This window comes from Bradyrhizobium sp. LA2.1, from assembly GCF_040547725.1.
Lineage (GTDB): Bacteria > Pseudomonadota > Alphaproteobacteria > Rhizobiales > Xanthobacteraceae > Bradyrhizobium > Bradyrhizobium barranii.
Window position 1 is genome coordinate 12,525 of record NZ_JBEPQI010000003.1, and the last position, 18,856, is coordinate 31,380.

17 protein-coding genes are annotated in these 18,856 nt (G+C 65.2%); 16 read left to right on the forward strand and 1 reads right to left on the reverse strand.

All coding sequences use genetic code 11. The annotated features are described in order from the left end of the window. Positions 1 to 216 precede the first annotated feature (216 nt). The 10 genes from ccoN to ABIB95_RS05675 all read left to right on the forward strand — a co-directional run bounded on the left by ccoN (position 217) and on the right by ABIB95_RS05675 (position 10,417). Positions 217 to 1,866, forward strand: a complete 1,650-nt coding sequence (gene ccoN / locus ABIB95_RS05630; RefSeq protein WP_354238173.1) for a cytochrome-c oxidase, cbb3-type subunit I — start codon at positions 217 to 219, stop codon at positions 1,864 to 1,866. A 10-nt stretch (positions 1,867 to 1,876) separates the two neighbouring features. Next, the gene (ccoO, locus tag ABIB95_RS05635) at positions 1,877 to 2,611 is read left to right on the forward strand and encodes a cytochrome-c oxidase, cbb3-type subunit II (protein WP_208085456.1); all 735 of its coding nucleotides are present in this window, start codon (positions 1,877 to 1,879) and stop codon (positions 2,609 to 2,611) included. A gap of 13 nt (positions 2,612 to 2,624) precedes the next feature. Then, the gene (locus tag ABIB95_RS05640) at positions 2,625 to 2,789 is read left to right on the forward strand and encodes a CcoQ/FixQ family Cbb3-type cytochrome c oxidase assembly chaperone (protein ID WP_014497064.1); all 165 of its coding nucleotides are present in this window, start codon (positions 2,625 to 2,627) and stop codon (positions 2,787 to 2,789) included. A 6-nt stretch (positions 2,790 to 2,795) separates the two neighbouring features. After that, positions 2,796 to 3,671, forward strand: coding sequence for a cytochrome-c oxidase, cbb3-type subunit III (gene ccoP / locus ABIB95_RS05645; RefSeq protein WP_354238174.1), 876 nt, complete (start codon positions 2,796 to 2,798; stop codon positions 3,669 to 3,671). 112 nt (positions 3,672 to 3,783) lie between these two features. Further along, positions 3,784 to 5,250 carry a cytochrome c oxidase accessory protein CcoG gene (gene ccoG, locus ABIB95_RS05650; protein ID WP_354238175.1) on the forward strand — a complete coding sequence of 489 codons (1,467 nt, stop codon included), beginning with the start codon at positions 3,784 to 3,786 and terminating at the stop codon, positions 5,248 to 5,250. A 15-nt stretch (positions 5,251 to 5,265) separates the two neighbouring features. Beyond that, a complete protein-coding gene (locus ABIB95_RS05655; protein ID WP_354238176.1) occupies positions 5,266 to 5,751 on the forward strand; it encodes a FixH family protein in 486 nt (161 codons plus the stop codon). Positions 5,752 to 5,762: 11 nt separating this feature from the next. After that, on the forward strand, positions 5,763 to 7,952 hold the full coding sequence (locus ABIB95_RS05660; RefSeq protein WP_354238177.1) for a cation-translocating P-type ATPase: 2,190 nt from the start codon (positions 5,763 to 5,765) through the stop codon (positions 7,950 to 7,952). Further along, the gene (gene ccoS, locus ABIB95_RS05665; protein ID WP_063984819.1) at positions 7,952 to 8,119 is read left to right on the forward strand and encodes a cbb3-type cytochrome oxidase assembly protein CcoS; all 168 of its coding nucleotides are present in this window, start codon (positions 7,952 to 7,954) and stop codon (positions 8,117 to 8,119) included. Before ABIB95_RS05660 ends, ccoS begins: the two co-directional genes overlap by 1 nt. A gap of 127 nt (positions 8,120 to 8,246) precedes the next feature. Further along, complete coding sequence (locus ABIB95_RS05670; RefSeq protein ID WP_354238178.1) at positions 8,247 to 9,389, forward strand: patatin-like phospholipase family protein; 1,143 nt, start codon at positions 8,247 to 8,249, stop codon at positions 9,387 to 9,389. A 77-nt stretch (positions 9,390 to 9,466) separates the two neighbouring features. Further along, positions 9,467 to 10,417, forward strand: coding sequence for an oxygenase MpaB family protein (locus tag ABIB95_RS05675; RefSeq protein ID WP_071915960.1), 951 nt, complete (start codon positions 9,467 to 9,469; stop codon positions 10,415 to 10,417). Between the two features lie 166 nt (positions 10,418 to 10,583). On the opposite strand, the gene glgA is transcribed toward ABIB95_RS05675, so the two are convergent. Continuing rightward, positions 10,584 to 11,999 carry a glycogen synthase GlgA gene (gene glgA, locus ABIB95_RS05680; RefSeq protein ID WP_354238179.1) on the reverse strand — a complete coding sequence of 472 codons (1,416 nt, stop codon included), beginning with the start codon at positions 11,997 to 11,999 and terminating at the stop codon, positions 10,584 to 10,586. Positions 12,000 to 12,193: 194 nt separating this feature from the next. Here glgA and ABIB95_RS05685 point away from each other — a divergent pair, with 194 nt between their 5' ends. From ABIB95_RS05685 to ABIB95_RS05710, 6 genes are all read left to right on the forward strand, one after another. Further along, positions 12,194 to 13,390 (forward strand): CaiB/BaiF CoA transferase family protein, encoded by a 1,197-nt coding sequence (locus ABIB95_RS05685; protein WP_354238180.1) that lies wholly within the window; start codon positions 12,194 to 12,196, stop codon positions 13,388 to 13,390. A gap of 131 nt (positions 13,391 to 13,521) precedes the next feature. Further along, positions 13,522 to 15,066 carry an ABC transporter substrate-binding protein gene (locus ABIB95_RS05690; protein WP_354238181.1) on the forward strand — a complete coding sequence of 515 codons (1,545 nt, stop codon included), beginning with the start codon at positions 13,522 to 13,524 and terminating at the stop codon, positions 15,064 to 15,066. A 7-nt stretch (positions 15,067 to 15,073) separates the two neighbouring features. After that, positions 15,074 to 16,024, forward strand: a complete 951-nt coding sequence (locus ABIB95_RS05695; protein WP_028152064.1) for an ABC transporter permease — start codon at positions 15,074 to 15,076, stop codon at positions 16,022 to 16,024. Further along, positions 16,011 to 16,883 carry an ABC transporter permease gene (locus ABIB95_RS05700; protein WP_028157019.1) on the forward strand — a complete coding sequence of 291 codons (873 nt, stop codon included), beginning with the start codon at positions 16,011 to 16,013 and terminating at the stop codon, positions 16,881 to 16,883. Before ABIB95_RS05695 ends, ABIB95_RS05700 begins: the two co-directional genes overlap by 14 nt. Continuing rightward, the gene (locus tag ABIB95_RS05705; RefSeq protein WP_354238182.1) at positions 16,880 to 17,872 is read left to right on the forward strand and encodes an ABC transporter ATP-binding protein; all 993 of its coding nucleotides are present in this window, start codon (positions 16,880 to 16,882) and stop codon (positions 17,870 to 17,872) included. Before ABIB95_RS05700 ends, ABIB95_RS05705 begins: the two co-directional genes overlap by 4 nt. Further along, entirely contained in the window at positions 17,869 to 18,840 is a 972-nt protein-coding gene (locus tag ABIB95_RS05710; protein WP_354238183.1) for an ABC transporter ATP-binding protein, read from the forward strand. The genes ABIB95_RS05705 and ABIB95_RS05710 overlap by 4 nt, the downstream gene beginning before the upstream one ends. Positions 18,841 to 18,856 lie beyond the last annotated feature (16 nt).

Here is an 18,856-nt window from a genome sequence, read left to right on the forward strand (position 1 = left end):
CTCTCCACCGAAAGACTCTCCGTGCGGAGCCAACCCCTCACCCAAGTGAGTGCGCGGCACCGTCCTCGCTGCCCTCTCCCACAAGCGGAGAGGGCACTTCAACTGACGGGCGCCGCATCACTCACCCGAATAGAAATCCACCTGTCTTGATTTCAATCAATTCGCCGCGAGGTCGAATGTGGTTTCTGGCGGCGTGTTCTTTCAGAGAGAATCCGCATGAGCCAGCCCTCCATCTCCAAATCCATGACCATCGGTGAAAGCGGCCTGGCTATCGTGTTCGCAGTCACCGCCTTCCTTTGCGTGATCGCCTCGGCCAAGGCGCTCGATTCGGCCTTTGCCTTCCATGCCGCGCTCAGCGCAGCGGCGAGCTTGGCTGTGGTCTTTGGTATCATCAATCGCTACTTCGACCGTCCGGCGGCGCTGCCGCCGGCGGAGATCAACGGCCGCCCCAACTACAATATGGGTCCGATCAAGTTCACCGCCGTCATGGCGATGTTCTGGGGCATTGCCGGCTTCCTCGTCGGCCTCATCATCGCCTCGCAACTGGCGTGGCCCGCGCTGAACTTCGATCTGCCCTGGACCAGCTTCGGCCGGCTGCGTCCGCTGCACACCTCCGCGGTGATCTTCGCCTTCGGCGGCAACGTGCTGATCGGCACGTCGCTCTATGTCGTGCAGAAGTCCTGCCGCGTGCGCCTTGCGGGCGACCTCGCGCCCTGGTTCGTCGTGATCGGCTACAATTTCTTCATCCTGGTCGCCGGCACCGGCTACCTGCTCGGTGTCACCCAGTCGAAGGAATATGCCGAGCCGGAATGGTACGCCGACCTCTGGCTCACCATCGTCTGGGTCGTCTATCTGCTGGTCTTCCTTGCCACGATCATCAAGCGCAAGGAGCCGCACATCTTCGTTGCGAACTGGTTCTATCTCGCCTTCATCGTGACGATCGCGGTCCTGCATCTCGGTAACAATCCCGCGCTCCCCGTCTCGGTGTTCGGCTCGAAATCCTACGTCGCCTGGGGCGGCATCCAGGACGCGATGTTCCAGTGGTGGTACGGCCACAACGCGGTCGGCTTCTTCCTGACCGCCGGCTTCCTCGCCATCATGTACTACTTCATCCCGAAGCGCGCGGAGCGGCCGATCTATTCCTACCGGCTGTCGATCATCCACTTCTGGGCGCTGATCTTCCTCTACATCTGGGCCGGCCCGCACCATCTGCACTACACGGCGCTGCCCGACTGGACGCAGACGCTCGGCATGACCTTCTCGATCATGCTGTGGATGCCCTCCTGGGGCGGCATGATCAACGGCCTGATGACGCTGTCGGGTGCCTGGGACAAGCTGCGCACCGATCCCGTGCTGCGCATGCTCGTGGTCTCCGTCGCCTTCTACGGCATGTCGACTTTCGAAGGCCCGATGATGTCGATCAAGGTGGTGAACTCGCTCAGCCACTACACCGACTGGACCATCGGCCACGTGCATTCCGGTGCGCTCGGCTGGGTCGGCTTCGTCTCGTTCGGCGCGCTCTACTGCCTGGTGCCGTGGGTGTGGAATCGCAAGGGCCTCTACAGCCTGAAGCTCGTCAACTGGCACTTCTGGATCGCGACCCTCGGCATCGTTCTCTACATCTCGGCGATGTGGGTGTCCGGCATCCTGCAGGGCCTGATGTGGCGCGCCTACACCTCGCTCGGCTTCCTCGAATATTCCTTCATCGAGAGCGTCGAGGCGATGCATCCCTTCTACATCATCCGCGCCGCCGGCGGTGGGCTGTTCCTGATCGGCGCGCTGATCATGGCCTACAATCTCTGGATGACCGTTCGCGTCGGCGAAGTGGAAGTCCAGATGCCCGTCGCGCTTCAGCCGGCGGAATGAGGAGCTTTCCATGTCGTTCTGGACACGCCATCAAATCTTCGAAAAGAACTCGATCGTCCTGATCGTCGGCATCTTGTTGGTGATCGCGATCGGCGGTCTCGTCGAGATCACGCCGCTGTTCTACCTCAAGAGCACGATCGAGGCGGTCGACGGCGTCAGGCCCTACACGCCGCTGGAGCTTGCGGGGCGCAACGTCTATGTTCGCGAAGGCTGCTATCTCTGCCATTCGCAGATGATCCGGCCGCTGCGCGACGAGGTCGAGCGCTACGGCCACTTCTCGCTCGCCGCCGAGAGCATGTACGACCACCCGTTCCAGTGGGGCTCGAAGCGGACCGGTCCCGATCTCGCCCGCGTCGGCGCCAAATATTCCGACGACTGGCACGTGACCCATCTGACCAACCCGCGCGCAATCGTGCCGCAGTCGGTGATGCCGGGCTATCCGTTCCTGAGCCAGACCGAAGTCGATCCCGATACGATTGCCGACCACATGAAGACGCTCAAGGCCATCGGCACGCCCTACACCGACGACCAGATCGCGAACGCAGGCGCCGATCTGAAGGCCCAGGCCGATCCCGACAATGCGGGCTCCGACGCCTTCAGCAAGCGCTACGCCAAGGCCGTCGTGCGCAATTTCGACGGCAAGGCCGGTACGCCCACCGAGATGGACGCGCTGATCGCGTACCTGCAGATGCTCGGCACGCTGGTCGACTTCAAGCTCTACAACGAGAAAGCCAATCTTCGCTGAGAAGGCATCACCGATGAAAGCCATCCTGACACTCGACAATCTTGCGTCTGGCCTCGTGACCACGATCTGGACGCCGGTGTTCGTCGCGATCTTTCTCGCGATCATCGCCTACGCATTATGGCCCCGCAACAAGGCCGCTTTCGACGAAGCGGCGCGCCTGCCGTTGCGGGAGGAGTAAGAGATCATGACCGAACATCATGGCGACATCGATTCCGTCACCGGCAAGTCCACAACCGGACATGAGTGGGACGGCATCAAGGAGCTCAACACGCCGCTGCCGCGCTGGTGGGTGATCTCATTCTACCTCACCATCGTTTGGGCGATCGGCTACTGGATCGTCTATCCGGCCTGGCCGCTGATCTCCAGCAATACCACGGGCCTGTTCGGCTATTCCTCGCGCGCCGACGTCGCGGTGGAGCTCGCCAACCTCGAGAAGATCCGGGGTGACAGGATGGCGGCGCTAGGCGCGGCTTCGCTCGCCGACATCGAGAAGGACCCGGCCTTGCTGGCGCTTGCGCGAGCCAAGGGCAAGACCGTGTTCGGCGACAATTGCGCGCCATGCCACGGCTCCGGCGGCGCCGGCGCAAAGGGCTTTCCGAATCTCAACGACGACGACTGGCTGTGGGGCGGCACGCTCGACCAGATCATGCAGACCATCCAGTTCGGCGCGCGTTCCGGTCACGCCAAGGCGCATGAGGGCCAGATGCTCGCGTTCGGCAAGGACGGCGTGCTGAAGGGCGACGAGATCGTCACGGTCGCCAATTACGTGCGGTCGCTGTCGGGCCTCTCGACCCGCAAGGGCTTTGATGCCGCCAAGGGCGAGAAGATTTTTGCCGAGAATTGCGTCGCCTGCCACGGTGACGGCGGCAAGGGCAACCCGGAGATGGGCGCCCCGAACCTGACCGACAAGATCTGGCTCTACGGCTCGGACGAAGCGAGCCTGATCGAGACCATCAGCCAGGGCCGCGCCGGTGTGATGCCGGCCTGGGAAGGGCGGCTCGATCCTGCCACCATCAAGGCGATGGCGGTCTACGTCCACTCGCTGGGCGGCGGAAAATAGCCTGCTCGCGACAAGCGGGGGCGAACAAAAGTGTCCCCGCTTGAGCTGGATCAACTGACGCGCTCGCGCCGGGTCTAGGTTTAATCGCACCTTTTCGAGAAGCTTCTTGGCGATGAACAAGACCGTGAACCCGAACGACCTCACATCGAACGATGACGACGGGCCGCTCTACGTAGCCCAGAAGAAGGTGTATCCACAGAGCGTCTCCGGTACGTTCCGCCGGATCAAATGGGGCCTGATGGCGTTCTGCCTCGGCGTCTACTACTTCCTCCCGTTCGTGCGCTGGAATCGCGGCATCGGTGCTCCGAGCCAAGCGGTGCTGATCGATCTTCCCAACAGCCGCTTCTACTTCTTCTTCATCGAGCTGTGGCCGCAGGAAATCTACTACTTCACCGGCCTGTTGATCGTCGCCGCGGTGGCGCTGTTCCTGATGAACTCGGTCGGCGGCCGCATCTGGTGCGGCTACCTCTGTCCGCAGACGGTGTGGACCGATCTGTTCTACGCGGTCGAGCGGCTGGTCGAGGGCGACCGGCGCGAGCGGATGAAGAAGGACAAGTCGTCCGATCCGATGAAGCTGGAGCGCATCTCCGAGATCGTGCTCAAGCATTCGATCTGGCTCCTGATCGCCTGGTGGACCGGCGGTGCCTGGGTGCTCTATTTCAACGACGCGCCGACGCTGGTGAAGGAGCTCGTCACCTTCCAGGCGCCGATGATCGCCTATATCTGGATCGGCATCCTGACGGCGACGACCTATGTGCTCGCCGGCTTCATGCGCGAGCAGGTCTGCACCTATATGTGCCCGTGGCCGCGCATCCAGGCCGCGCTCACCGACGAATGGGCGCTCAACGTCACCTATCGCTACGACCGCGGCGAGAAGCGCACTTCGGTGAAGAAGGCAATCGAGCTGCGCGCGCTCGGCGAACACGTCGGCGACTGCGTCGACTGCTATCAATGCGTCGCGGTCTGCCCGACCGGCATCGACATCCGCAACGGGCCGCAGCTCGAATGCATCCAGTGCGGACTCTGCATCGACGCCTGCGACAACGTGATGACCAAGATCGGCCGGCCGAAGCGGCTGATCGGCTACGACAACGACATCAACATCCAGCGCCGCCAGGAAGGCAAGGCGCCGGTCTACCGCATCGTCCGGGCCCGCACCGTTGCCTACAGCGCGATCATCGCGGCGGTCGGCGGCATCATGATCTACACGCTCGCGACCCGCAGCCTGCTCGACGTCAACGTGCTGCACGACCGCAATCCGGTCGCGGTCAGGCTCAGCGACGGCTCGATCCGCAATGCCTACACGGTGCGGCTGCTGAACAAGAGCGGCTACGACCGCGTCATCGCGATCGACGCGAACGGTCCGGCCAACCTGACCACGCATGTCGTCGGCATCGATTCCGTGACGCCGGATCGGCCGATGATCGTGATCCCGCGCGACTCCACCAGCGAACTGCGCCTGCTGGTCACCGCGCCGGCGGAAAGCAATCCGGAAAAGTCGGTTCCCGTTCGCTTCCACGTCACCGACATCGGGCTCGGCGAGGTCGCCACCGCCACCGACAATTTCGTCTCGCCCTAGGATCAGGAGACTGCCATGGCCACCAAGCCGCTGACCGGAACAAAAGTGTTCCTGATGCTGGTCGCCTTCTTCGGGCTCGTGATCGGCGTCAACGTGACCATGATGAAGCTCGCGATCGCGACGCTGCCCGGCACCGACGTCGACAGCCCCTATGCCGCGGGCCTCACCTATGATCGCGAAATCTCGGCGGCGCTGGACCAGGCCGCGCGAAATTGGCAGGTCAATGCCCATATCGAGCGCCGCGCCGATGGCGCTGCCTCGCTTCAGGTCGAGGCGCGCGATGCGAGCGGCCAGCCGATGAGCGGGTTGAAATTCGGCGGACGTCTGGAGCGGCCGACCGACAAGCGCGCCGATCTCGCGGTCGAGCTGTCGGAAGCCGGCATCGGCATCTATCGCGGCAATGCCGCGTCGGTTGCACCGGGCCAGTGGGATCTCGTGATCGAAGGCGAGGCGCGGGGAACACGCGTGTTCATGTCGCGCAACCGCGTGATCCTGAACTGAAGGACATCGTCATGCAGGTCACGCGGGATTTTTCGCATTACGTCCGAGCCGCGGGCGAGGGTATCAAGCACATCGATCTCGCGGTCGAGGGGGTTCACTGCGCCGGCTGCATGGCCAAGATCGAGCGCGGACTGTCGGCCATCCCTGACGTCACGCTGGCGCGCGTCAACCTCACCGACCGCCGCGTCGCGCTGGAATGGAAGCAAGGTACGCTCGATCCGGCCCGCTTCATCGACCGGCTCGAAGAGCTCGGCTACAAAGCCTATCCTTACGAGACCGAAAGCGCGGAAGCGACCGAGGTCGCGGAATCCCGCTTCCTGCTGCGCTGCCTCGGCGTTGCCGCGTTCGCCACCATGAACGTGATGATGCTGTCGATCCCGGTCTGGTCCGGCAACGTCTCGGACATGCTGCCGGAGCAGCGCGACTTTTTCCACTGGCTGTCGGCGCTGATCGCGCTGCCGGCGGCGGCCTATGCCGGCCAGCCGTTCTTCCGCTCGGCCTGGCGCGCACTGTCGGCCAAGACCACCAACATGGACGTGCCGATCTCGATCGGGGTGTGCCTTGCACTCGGCATGTCCGTGGTCGAGACCATCCATCACGCCGAGCACGCCTATTTCGACGCGGCGATCATGCTGCTCACGTTTCTTTTGGTCGGCCGCTTCCTCGACCAGAACATGCGGCGGCGGACCCGCGCGGTCGCCGGCAATCTCGCCGCGCTGAAGGCGGAGACGGCGGCCAAGTTCGTCGGGCCCGACGAGATTTCGCAGGTGCCGGTCGCGGCGATCCATCCCGGCGACATCGTACTGCTCCGGCCCGGCGAGCGTTGCGCCGTCGACGGCACGGTGATCGAGGGGCGTTCCGAGATCGACCAGAGCCTGATCACCGGCGAGACGCTGTATGTCACGGCGGAGCAGGGCACGGCGGTCTATGCGGGCTCCATGAACATCTCCGGCACGCTGCGGGTGCGGGTCTCGGCGGCGTCGGAGGCGACGCTGCTCGCCGAGATCACGCGGCTGCTCGACAACGCGCTGCAGGCACGCTCGCGCTACATGCGGCTCGCAGATCGCGCCTCGCGGCTCTACGCGCCAGTCGTGCATGCGACCGCGCTGATCACCATTTTGGGCTGGGTCATCGCGGGCGCCGGCTGGCACGATGCGATCGTGACCGGCGTGGCTGTGCTGATCATCACCTGTCCCTGCGCGCTCGGGCTCGCGATCCCGACCGTGCAGACGGTGGCCTCGGGCGCGATGTTCAAAGCGGGCGTGCTGCTCAATTCCGGCGACGCCATCGAGCGGCTGGCCGAAGCCGATCACGTCATCTTCGACAAGACCGGCACGCTGACGCTGCCCGATCTCGAGGTGATGAACGCGGCCGACATTCCCGCCGACATTTTTGAACTTGCCGGGCGGCTCGCGCTGTCGAGCCATCATCCGGTCGCCGCTGCCGTTGCGCAGGCCGCCGGCGCAAGGTCGCCGATCGTTGGTGCGGTCGAGGAGGCCGGGCAGGGCGTGCGCGCAACGGTGGATGGTGTCGAGCTTCGCCTTGGCCGTCCGTCCTTCTGCCGCGCCGAGGCGCTGGTCGGCAGCGCCACGCTCGACCCCGAGGCCTCCATCGTGGCTTTCAGCAAGGGCAACGAAAAGTTCATTCTGTCGGTGCGCCAGGGTCTGCGGCCGGACGCGCAGGCCGTGATCGCGGCGCTGAAGGCGCGCAATATCGGCATCGAGATTCTCTCCGGCGACCGCGAGCCCGCGGTGATCGCGGCGGCCCATGCGCTGGGCATCGCCGAATGGCGCGCCGGCGTCACGCCGGCCGACAAGATCGCACGGATCGAGGAACTGAAGCGGCGCGGCGCCAAAGTGCTGATGGTCGGCGACGGCATGAACGACGCGCCCTCGCTGGCGGCGGCCCATGTCTCGATGTCGCCGATCTCGGCCGCGCATCTCAGCCAGGCGACCGCCGATCTCGTCTTCCTCGGCCGGCCGCTGGTGCCTGTCGTCGCCGCGATCGACGCCTCCCGCAAGGCGCTGCATCTGATGCGGCAGAACCTCTGGCTGGCGATCGGCTATAACGTCCTCGCCGTGCCGGTGGCAATCAGCGGCGTAGTGACGCCCCTGATTGCGGCGGCAGCCATGAGCGGATCCTCGATCCTGGTGATGCTGAATTCGTTGCGCGCGCGCGGAGCTGCGCGTGAGATCGTGTGATGGAAATCCTGGTCATCCTGGTGCCGCTGGCGCTGATGCTCGGAGGCGCCGGCCTCGTCGCCTTCCTCTGGTCGCTGCGGAGCGGCCAATATGACGATCTCGACGGCGCGGCCTGGCGCGCCATCGCCGACGACGAGCCGCCGCAGGACGCCCCAGCCAAGCGTTAAACGTTGGTTCCGCGCTGCCCTTTTCGGACATGGTCGCTGGACGGCCGGCGGGCGCCGGGCGTAACAATGCCGGAGGATTTTGCGTAGAAGCGACGGGGCAGGCTTCCGGAGCAGGAGCGTGACGAGCATGCAGAAAAATGTCGGAGTGTGCGGCCCCAACGATCTGCCGGGACAGGTCGTGCTGGTGCTGCAAGGCGGCGGTGCGCTCGGCTCCTATCAGGCGGGCGTCTATCAGGCCCTGCACGAGGCCGGGATCGAGCCGGACTGGGTCATCGGCACCTCGATCGGCGCCATCAACGGGAGCCTGATCGCCGGTAATGCGCCGGAAAACAGGCTCGCGCGCCTGAAGGAGTTCTGGAAGCGGATGGAGCAGAATCCGGTTTGGGCTCTGGGTGGCGCCTTTCCCGACTTCAGCGAGAAGCTCGCCTATTTGTCGACTGTCACCAACGGCATTCCCGGCTTCTTCCGGCCCAACCCGCTGGCGCATGCGGGAGATTCCTTTCCACTCGGCGCCGATCACGCCGGCTTCTATTCGACCGCGCCGCTGGAGAAGACGCTGAGCGAGCTGGTCGATTTCGATCTGGCCAATCGCTGCGCGCCGCGACTGACGGTCGGTGCCGCTCATGTCGGCACCAGCGAAATGCGCTATTTCGACAGCCGCGACGGCGAACTGACGGTGAAGCATGTCATGGCTTCGGGCGCGCTGCCGCCGGCCTTCCCGGCGGTGCGCATCGATGGCGAGCTGTATTGGGACGGCGGCATCCTGTCGAACACGCCGACGGAGGCCGTATTCGACGACAATCCACGCAGGGATTCGCTGATTTTCTCCGTGCATCTGTGGAATTCCGTCGGCGCCGAGCCGACCACGATGGCGGAGGTCTTGAACCGCCATAAGGACGTGCAGTACTCCAGCCGCATCGCGAGTCAGATCGTGCGGCAGCAGCAGGCCCATCGCCTGCGCCACGTCATCAACCAGCTTGCCGCGCGGTTGCCCGAGAGCGAGCGCAACGATCCCGCGGTGAGGGAATTGATCAGCTACGGCTGTCCGACCCGCATGCACGTGGTGCGACTGCTGGCGCCGCAGCTCGATCGCGAAACCCATACCAAGGATATCGACTTCAGTCCGTCAGGCATTACGCGGCGCTGGCATGCTGGCTATGCTCACACTAAATCAGTGCTGGCGCGAAAGCCGTGGATCGGTGAATTCGATCCGCTCGCCGGCGTGGTGCTGCACGAGCATATGGACGAGATGCCGATGGCGGCGGAGTAGGGCCGCGTCCGCTTTCATCGAATTGCCACGGGCCCTGCGGATTGTCGGTCGTCGTCCGCTTTTGAGAGGCCTTGCAGTTGGTATCCGGGAACGATCTGGAATTGGCCCTCGATCAGGTCCGCGCCGACGCCGCGGGACCGGTCGCCGGCGTGTTCGGTCCTGACACGGTGACCTGGCAGATCGACCGGGAGGCCGTCATCTTTCTCGGCGCCGGCCGCGCGCTGTTGTTGCAGCTGGCGCATCCCTGGGTCGCTGCCGCCATCGCGGAGCATTCACGGACCCTTGCCGATCCAATCGGCCGCTTCCATCGCACCTTCGACATCGTCTTTGCCATGGTGTTCGGCTCGCTCGACCGGGCGCAGTTGTCGTCCCGGCAATTGCATCGGCGCCACAGCATGATCGTCGGCGCGATGCCCGAGGCCGTCGGTCCGTTCGCGGCAGGCTCGCGCTACTGCGCCAACGACATTCCGTCGCTGCGCTGGGTTCATGCGACGCTGGTCGAGACCGCGGTGATGGCGCATGACCTGGTCCTGCCCCCGCTCTCGGCGGAGGAGCGCGAGCGCTACTGGAGCGAGAGCCGAATGTTCGGCGCCTTGTTCGGATTGACGGCCGACGATTTGCCCGCGGACTGGTCCGGCTTTGCGGCCTACACCGCGGCGATGGTGCAGTCGGACACGCTGACCGTCAGCCCGGCGGCGCGCGAGATCGCCGCACAGATCCTTGGCGGCGCGCGTCCGTGGTTGCGACCACCGCGATGGTATCGCGCGCTCACCGCGAGTTTGTTGCCGGAGCGGCTGCGAGCGGGCTTCGGGTTTGAATTCGAGGAGCGCGACAAGAGGGCAGCCGACAACGCGCTGAAATGGATGAGGCGCGTGTATCCGAAACTGCCGGACCGGCTGCGCTATGTCGGTCCATACCAGGAAGCGCAGGCGCGGCTGCGGGGCGAGCCGCAGCCCGACTGGATGACACGGTGTCTCAATCGCGCCTGGATCGGGCGGCCGCAAATGGATGTGCGCGGGAAGGGGTGAGGTTCTCCACTCTTAGGGTGACGGGCGATAGAGTGGCGCGCACTCTCTCCACATCGTCATTGCGAGCGCAGCGAAGCAATCCAGACTGTCGCCGCGGAGACAGTCTGGATTGCTTCGTCGCTGCGCTCCTCGCAATGACGGAGAATGGAGAAGCACCGCCTCAGCCTCACACCGATGCCAGCCTCCGATACAGCGCGCTGTAGCTGCCGGCGGAGATGCTCCAGGAGAACGATCGTCCCATCGCGCGGCGACGCATGGAGTCGAGCTGGTCATGCGCCACGAAAGCTGAGAAGGCGCGGCGGACGCCGCCGAGGAAGGACGCGCGCGAGGGCTGCGAGAACAGAAAGCCGGTCTCGCCGTCGGTGATGGTTTCGGCCAAGCCGCCGGTCTGGTGACCGATCGGCAGCGAGCCGAAACGCTGGGCGTACATCTGGCTGAGGCCGCACGGCTCGAAGCGCGACGGCATCAATGTGAAATCGCTGCCCGCGAAGATGCGCCGCGCCTGGGCGTCGTTGAAGCCAATGGTGACGCCGATGGCGTCGGGGCGGCGGCGATGCGCGTCGATCAGCGCCTGCTCGAGCGCCGGCTCGCCGGAGCCGGTGACTACGATCTGCCCGCCGGCATCGATGATCTCGTCGGCGGCCGACAGCACGAGGTCGATGCCCTTCTGGTGCACGAGGCGTGCGACGATCGCGAACATCGGCCCGCGCGAGACCGCCAGGCCAAACTGCTTGCGGATATAATCCGCATTGGCCTTCTTGCCGACCCAGTCGCCGGCGCCGAACTGCTGGGCCAGCTGGGAGCAGGAGCGAGGGTCCCAGCTCTCGTCGATGCCGTTGAGGATGCCGGTGAGCTCGGCAGCATCCGAGCGGACACGAAGCAGGCCTTCGAGACCGCAGCCGAATTCCTCCGTCGTGATCTCGCGTGCATAGGTGCCGCTGACGGTGGTGAGGTGCGAGGCATAGACCAGCCCGGCCTTGAGGAAGGAGAGCTGATCGTAGAATTCGACGCCGTCGATATGGAAGGAGCTCTCGGGGACGCCGATCCGCCGCAGCGAGTCCTTCGGGAAGAGTCCCTGGTAGGCGAGGTTGTGGATGGTCAGGATCGACGGCAGCCTGGCCCCGCGCCAGGCGAGGTAGGCCGGCACGAGCGAGGCCTGCCAGTCGTTGGCATGGACCAGGTCTGCTGCCCAATTCTTGTCCAGCTTGCCCATGGCCAGCTCAGCGGCTGCCGAAGCAAAGCGCGCAAAGCGGATGTCGTTGTCCGGCCAGTCGTGTCCGGACTCGTCGCCATAGGGATTGCCGGGCCGGTCGTAGAGTTGTGAGCACAACAGCACATAGACCGGCAGCCCGTCCTTGGTCGCAGCCCGGCCGAGCGAGCAGGCCGGCATCTCCGCAAACGCCGGGCAGCGGCCAACGATCTGAATATGCGTGAGTTGTTCGATGATGTCGCGATAGCCGGGCAACATGACCCGGATATCGGCGAGAGGGCGAAGCGCCCTGGGAAGTGCAGCGGAAACGGCGCCGAGTCCGCCAACGCGGACGAAATCGTCCATCTCGGTTGTGACGAACAAGACCCTCAAGAACAGCTGCCCTCTTCCGATCCCGTTTATTGCCATGCAAGAACGGGTCCAGTTGTCCTGGAATTCCCAAGCCCGCCCGTGAGACGCGTCCGTTCGGTAAAGACTTTCCTACTCACCCGCCGCCCTCTAGGGTCGGCGCATCAACAAGAGAGAACTTCGATAGTTCCTAAGAGGCCGAGGGGGCGTAAGCAGGCATGCCGTTAGCAGATAAGCATGAGGGGACGACGACAAAGGCCTTCGCGGGCCTCAGGGTCCTGGATTTTTCGACCACCATCGCCGGTCCCCATTGTGCGCGGATGCTTGCCGACATGGGCGCCGAGGTCATCAAGATCGAGACCGACGGCGGCGAGACGATGCGCACCCGACCGCCGCTGCGCAAGGGGTGCAGCACCGTATTCGGCCAGCTCAACGTCGGCAAGAAAAGCGTCGTGCTCAATCTCAAGTCCGAGGAGGGCAAGGAGGCGGTGCGCCGGCTGGCCGCGACCGCCGATATCCTGGTCGAGAATTTTCGCCCGGGCGTGATGCACCGGCTGCGGCTCGACTACGACCGCCTGCGCCCGGTCAATCCAAAGCTGATCTATTGCTCGATCTCGGGCTACGGCCAGACCGGTCCCTCGGCCGAGCTGCCGGCCTACGCGCCGGTAATCCATGCGGCCTCCGGCTACGACATGGCGCATCTCGCCTATCAGCCCGGCCGCAGCCGTCCCGACTATTGCGGCATCTACCATGCCGACGTCGTCACCGGCACTTACGGTTTTGGCGCGATTGCTTCGGCGCTCTATCAGCGCACGGTGACCGGGCAGGGCCAGCACATCGACGTCTCGATGCTGGAATCGATGCTGACCTTGACGGTGATCGAGCTGCAGAGCTCGCAATTCGCGGTGAAGCCACCGCCGCGCCCGATGTTCGGGCCGACCGAGACGGCCAATGGCTATGTCATGATCACGGTCGCGAGCGAGAAGACGTTCCAGTGCCTGATGGGTGTGATCGGCCGCCCCGAATGGATTTCCGATCCGCGCTTCTCCACCTACGCCGCGCGGCGCGAGAACTGGGCTGACATGATGGACGGGGTCGAAGCCTGGTCGCGGCCGCTCACGACCGACGCATGTCTTGTCGCGCTTGGCGCGGCCGGTGTGCCGGCCTCGGCCTATCGCACCGTGTCCGAGGCGCTGGCCGATCCGCAACTCGCGCACCGGCAGGCGCTCTCGTCCGTGGAGGACGAGGGTGGCTCGTTCCAGGTGCTCAATCTGCCGTTCCGGATGTCGGGCGCCGACACCACGCCCGCCAAGACGATGGCCGTGCTCGGCGAGCACACGGACGCATTGCGCGAGGAGATCGGCCTCGCCGGTGATGCGCCAATTCCGTCAGGCAAAACGGCTGCGACAAACTGAGCGCATCGCAGCACCACTACAGCGTTTGATCACTCGCGTGTTCCTCTTGCCGTGGCGAACATTTATCGCCAAGCTCGCCTCCGAGTCATTCAACGATCCGAAACATCGGACGAGGGATCCCGGGAGGAACCATGACGAACCTTGCTGCCGCGGCGCGCAAGCACGCGCCGATTTTCCTTGTTGCGGCATTTTCTCTCCTTCCGCCGGCCGAGCCGGCACAGGCGCAGAAGGCGGGCGGCAGCATCACCGTCGGTCAGGAGCTGGAGATTACGGGCTTCGATCCGCTCAAGGTCGGGGTCTACGACACCTCGACCTTCACCGCTGCGGCCGCGATCTTCGACACGCTCACCACGCTCGACGACAAGGGCGAAGCCGCGCCAAAGCTGGCAGTATCCTGGACCCATTCGGACGATTACAAGAGCTGGACCTTCAAGCTGCGCGAGGGCGTGAAATTCCACGACGGCACGCCGTTCAATGCGCAAGCCTTCAAGGAGAACTTCGATCGGCAGAAGGACCCCGCCAACAAGTGCCGCTGCGCCTTCTACATCACCAACGTCAAGGAGGTGCTGGCGCCCGACGAATATACTGTCGTCTACAATCTCACCGATCCTTCCGTGAATTTGCCGGCGACGAACACCATCCAGAGCCAGAACAACGTCGTGCATTCGCCGACGGCGTGGAAGACCAAGGGCGACGACTACAATCGCAATCCCGTCGGCACCGGTCCCTACATCCTGAAATCATGGACGGCCGGCGATCGCATGGTTCTGGAGAAGAACCCGGGCTACTGGGACAAGGGCCGTCCCTATCTCGACCGCATCGTCCTGAAGCCGCTGCCCGACGCGCAGTCGCGTTTCGCCTCGCTGCAATCGGGCGAGGCCGACATCATCTGGGACGACGAGAACGACGCTGACAACATCATGAAGGCGCAGAAGGACTCCAAGCTCACCGTGCACACCTACAAGGGCTCGGGCGCGCAGGTCTATGCCTTCAACACCAAGGTGGCGCCGTTCGACGACGTCCGCGTGCGGCAGGCGCTGGTGATGGCGATCGACCGTCCAAAGATGTCGCAGGCGATCAGCAACGGCCTGAGCCGGCCCGCGACCAATCCCTACGGCGACGGCTCCTGGGTCAAGTGCAAGGACGACGGCGCGCTGCCGTTCGACGTCGAGAAGGCCAAGGCACTGATCAAGGAGTATGGCAAGCCGGTCGAGTTCAAGACGATGGTGACCGCGACGCCCCGCGGCCGCATGATCGGCCAGGTGCTCCAGCAATTCTGGAAGCGCGCCGGCGCCAACATGGAGATCGAGCAGGTCGACCAGGCCACCATTCCGCCGCGCGCCTTCATGCGTCAGTTCCAGCTCATACCCTGGCGCATCGTCGACCTCGCCGATCCCGATCCGCAGATGTATGCGAACTTCCGCAGCGGCAGCCCGCTGGCGCTGGCCAACTTCGGCGATCCGGAGCTCGACCGGCTGCTCGACCACTCCCGCGTCACCGCCGATCCCGCCGCGCGTATCGAGGACTATTGCGCGATCAGCCGCCTGATCAACAAGGAGGCGATCTGGTTCTGGACCTTCCAGAACACCTATTACGCGCTGTCGAGCGCCAGGCTGAAGGGCTTTCCAAAGATCTACAACGGCGTGATCGACGTCTCCTCCACCTGGCTGGAATGACCGCGCGATGCTGAACTTCGTCGTGCGGCGGCTCCTTGCCATCCTGCCGGTGCTGCTCGCCGTCTCGCTGCTCACCTTCCTGATCGCCGCGTTGCTGCCGGGCGATCTTGCCTATGTCATCCTCGGCGATCAGGCGACGCCGGAGAATGTCGCGGCGTTGCGCCGTGACATGGGGCTCGACCAGCCGCTGTGGTGGCGTTATCTGAGCTGGCTCGGTCATGTCCTGCAGGGCGATCTCGGCCGCTCCTTCCGCACCGGGCAGACGGTGTTGCAGGCGGTAGCCGAGCGCATTCCGGTCTCGCTCGAGCTGATGCTGATGGCCGAATTCATCGGGCTCCTGATCGGCGTGCCGCTCGCGATCGCCTGCGCTGCGCGCGCCGGTGGCGCCTTCGACCGCTTCATGACCGGCAGCGCCTTCGCCATGCTGTCGATGCCGTCCTTCCTGATGGCGATTTTGTTGATCTATCTGTTCGCGGTCGAGTTGCGCTGGCTGCCGGCGACCGGCTATGTGCCGTTCACCGAGGAGCCGCTGTCGAACCTGCGCTTCTTCGTGCTGCCGGCGCTGACGCTGGCGCTGGCGGAATGGCCTGGAATCATGCGGGTGCTGCGCTCCGACATGATCGCGACCCTGCAGGAGGACTACATTGCTCTCGCGAAAGCGAAAGGCCTCAAGCCCGCGCGCATCCTGTTCGTGCATGCGCTGAAGCCATCGTCGCTGACCCTGGTGACGGTCACAGGCATCAACATCGGTCGCCTGCTGGGCGGCACGCTGATCGTGGAATCGATCTTCGCGCTGCCGGGCATCGGCCGCTTGCTGGTTGGCGCGATCTACACCCGCGACCTCGTCATCCTCCAGGGCGTGGTGCTGCTGGTCGCCTGCGGCTTCGTCATCGTCAATTTCATCGTCGACATGCTTTACGCCGTGCTCGATCCGAGGATCCGCCATGGCCACGCTTGAGCTGTCGATGCAGGACGAGGTGGTCTCCGAGCCGGTTCGGCGCCGGCGCAAGCTCGGCCTGTTGTTCTGGTTCGCGAGCGCCTGGCTCGCGATTGTCCTGACGCTCGCGATCCTCGCGCCGGTGCTGCCGCTGCAGAATCCTGTAGACATGGACATGCTGGAGCGCCGTGCGGCGTTCTCCGGGGAACACTGGCTCGGCACCGACGGGCTCGGCCGCGACGAATTTGCCCGCCTGATCTTTGGCGCGCGGGTGTCGCTGACGGTCGGGCTGATCGCGCCGATGATCGGCCTTGCGCTCGGCGGCGCGCTTGGTCTCCTCGCCGGCTATTTCCGCGGCCGGTTCGAGACGCTGGTGGTCGGCAGTATGGACGTGCTGCTGGCCTTTCCGCCGCTGATCTTCGCGCTCGCGGTGACCGCCTATCTCGGCCAGTCGATTCCCAATCTCACCCTGATCCTCGGCGTGCTCGGCATTCCCGCCTTCATGCGCGTGGCGCGCGCGGCCACGCTGACGCTGGCGCGGCGCGAGTTCGTGATCGCGGCCGAGGCGCTTGGCGCCAGCCATGCGCGCATCCTGTTGCGCGAGCTGCTGCCGAACGTGATCCTGCCGCTGCTGGCCTTCTTCCTGCTCGGCGTCGCCGTCACCATCGTGGTCGAGGGCGCACTGTCCTTCCTCGGGCTCGGCGTGCCGCCGCCGATGGCGAGCTGGGGCAGCATGATCGGCGAAGGGCGCGACAGCCTCGACGTCGCGCCGCGGCTGGCCTTCCTGCCGGCAACAGCGCTGTTCTTGACCGTGCTGGCCTTCAACCTCGTCGGCGACACCTTGCGGGCCCTGACCGACCCGCGTCAGGGGGCGCTGTGAGCGCGCCGCTGTTGACCATCGAGGACGTCGCGGTCGAGCTGCCGACCCCGCGCGGCAATTTGCGCGCCGTGGATCATGTCGACCTGACGCTGGAGGCGGGCCGCACGCTCGGCATCGTCGGCGAATCCGGCTGCGGCAAGACCATGCTGTCGCGCGCGGTGCTTCAGCTCTTGCCGAAGAAGGCGAAGCTGACAGGGCGCGTGATGTTCGACGGCCAGGACCTGGTGCGGCTCGACTCCGAGCGTCTGCGGCGCCTGCGTGGGCGCGACCTCGCGGTCGTGTTCCAGGACCCGATGACCTCGCTCAACCCGGTGCTGACCATCGGCACCCAGCTGATGGAGACGATCCAGGAGCATCTCGAGCTCGATGCGCCGGCGGCGCGGAAGCGCAGCATCGAGCTGCTCGCCGCCGTCGGAATTCCGGCGCCGGAGCAGCGGCTCGCGCAATATCCACATCAATGTTCCGGCGGCATGCGCCAGCGCATCGCGATTGCGATCGCGCTGTCCTGCGAGCCGAAGCTCCTGATTGCGGACGAGCCGACCACGGCGCTCGACGTCACGATCCAGGCGCAGATCCTCGATCTGCTCGCGCGCGAGCAGCGCCGCCGCCACATGGCGATGATCATCATCACCCACGATCTCGGCGTCGTCGCCGGCCGCGCCGACGAGGTCGCGGTGATGTATGCGGGCAGGGTGGTCGAGCGCGCGCCGACGCAGGCGTTGTTCAAGCGCATGCACATGCCCTACACCGAGGCGCTGCTGGCGGCGATCCCGAAGCTGGAGACCGCGCCGCATACGCCGCTGCCCGCCATCTCCGGCCGTCCGCCCGATCCCACGCGGCCACTGAAAGGATGCTCCTTCGCACCGCGCTGCCGCTATGCCGCAGGGCGCTGTCACGAGGCCAAGCCCGAATTGAAGGGCGCGGAGATGCCGGGGCATCTCTATGCCTGCTTCCATCCCATCCAGATGACGGAGGGGATTTGCGCATGATGCAGTTTGCCATGCCCGCTGAGCCGCTCCTGAACGTCAACAATCTCGTCGTCGAATATGGTCTCGGCAACAAGACGGTGCATGCGGTCTCCGGCGTCAGCCTCCAGGTCGCGCGCGGTGAGACGCTGGGGCTGGTCGGCGAATCCGGCTGCGGCAAGTCGACGCTGGGGCGCGCGGTGCTGCAATTGCGCCGCGCCAAGTCCGGCCGCGTGCTGTTCGACGGCGAGGACCTCACCGCGATGGAAGGCGAGGCGCTGCGAAAAATGCGCCGCCGCGTGCAGCTGATCTTCCAGGATCCGATCGCCTCGCTCAATCCGCGCCGGCGCATCGGCGACATCGTCGCCGAGCCGCTGATCATCGCCGGCGTCAAGGATGCCACGGAGCGCAAGCGACGCGTTCACGAGGTGCTGTCCGCGGTCGGGCTCGACCCTGACATCGTGGCGGGCCGTCTGCCGCACGAATTCTCCGGCGGCCAGTGCCAGCGTATCTGCATCGCACGATCGCTGGTGCTCAACCCCGAATTCATCGTCTGCGACGAGCCGGTCTCGGCGCTCGACGTCTCCATCCGCGCGCAGATCCTCAATCTGCTCGAGGAGATGAAGGCGCGCTTCGGCCTGACGCTGCTGTTCATCGCGCATGACCTCGCGGTGGTGAAAGCGGTCAGCGACCGCGTCGCGGTGATGTATCTCGGCCGGCTCTGCGAGGTCGGGCCGTCGGAACAATTGTTCGCGAGGCCCGCGCATCCCTACACGGACCTGCTGTTGCAGGCGATCCCGGTGCCCGATCCGGACGTGCGTCCCGTCGAGAGTGTGGCGACCGGCGAGCCACCATCGCCGATTGCGCCGCCGTCCGGCTGCCGCTTCCGCACCCGCTGCCCGCGGGCCGACCAGCGATGCAGCGCGGAGATACCGGAGTTGCGCGAGGTCGCACCCGGCCAGTTCGCGGCTTGCCACCATCCGCTGGCCTAAACTAAAGACGGTAGCG

Coding starts and splice junctions, on each gene's coding strand:
- ABIB95_RS05695 (WP_028152064.1), top strand. CDS start 15,074: ATGCTGAACTTCGTCGTGCGGCGGCTCCTTGCCATCCTGCCGGTGCTG.
- ABIB95_RS05710 (WP_354238183.1), top strand. CDS start 17,869: ATGATGCAGTTTGCCATGCCCGCTGAGCCGCTCCTGAACGTCAACAAT.
- ccoN (WP_354238173.1), top strand. CDS start 217: ATGAGCCAGCCCTCCATCTCCAAATCCATGACCATCGGTGAAAGCGGC.
- ccoO (WP_208085456.1), top strand. CDS start 1,877: ATGTCGTTCTGGACACGCCATCAAATCTTCGAAAAGAACTCGATCGTC.
- ABIB95_RS05690 (WP_354238181.1), top strand. CDS start 13,522: ATGACGAACCTTGCTGCCGCGGCGCGCAAGCACGCGCCGATTTTCCTT.
- ABIB95_RS05700 (WP_028157019.1), top strand. CDS start 16,011: ATGGCCACGCTTGAGCTGTCGATGCAGGACGAGGTGGTCTCCGAGCCG.
- ABIB95_RS05640 (WP_014497064.1), top strand. CDS start 2,625: ATGAAAGCCATCCTGACACTCGACAATCTTGCGTCTGGCCTCGTGACC.
- ccoG (WP_354238175.1), top strand. CDS start 3,784: ATGAACAAGACCGTGAACCCGAACGACCTCACATCGAACGATGACGAC.
- ABIB95_RS05660 (WP_354238177.1), top strand. CDS start 5,763: ATGCAGGTCACGCGGGATTTTTCGCATTACGTCCGAGCCGCGGGCGAG.
- ccoS (WP_063984819.1), top strand. CDS start 7,952: ATGGAAATCCTGGTCATCCTGGTGCCGCTGGCGCTGATGCTCGGAGGC.
- ABIB95_RS05655 (WP_354238176.1), top strand. CDS start 5,266: ATGGCCACCAAGCCGCTGACCGGAACAAAAGTGTTCCTGATGCTGGTC.
- ABIB95_RS05685 (WP_354238180.1), top strand. CDS start 12,194: ATGCCGTTAGCAGATAAGCATGAGGGGACGACGACAAAGGCCTTCGCG.
- ABIB95_RS05670 (WP_354238178.1), top strand. CDS start 8,247: ATGCAGAAAAATGTCGGAGTGTGCGGCCCCAACGATCTGCCGGGACAG.
- ccoP (WP_354238174.1), top strand. CDS start 2,796: ATGACCGAACATCATGGCGACATCGATTCCGTCACCGGCAAGTCCACA.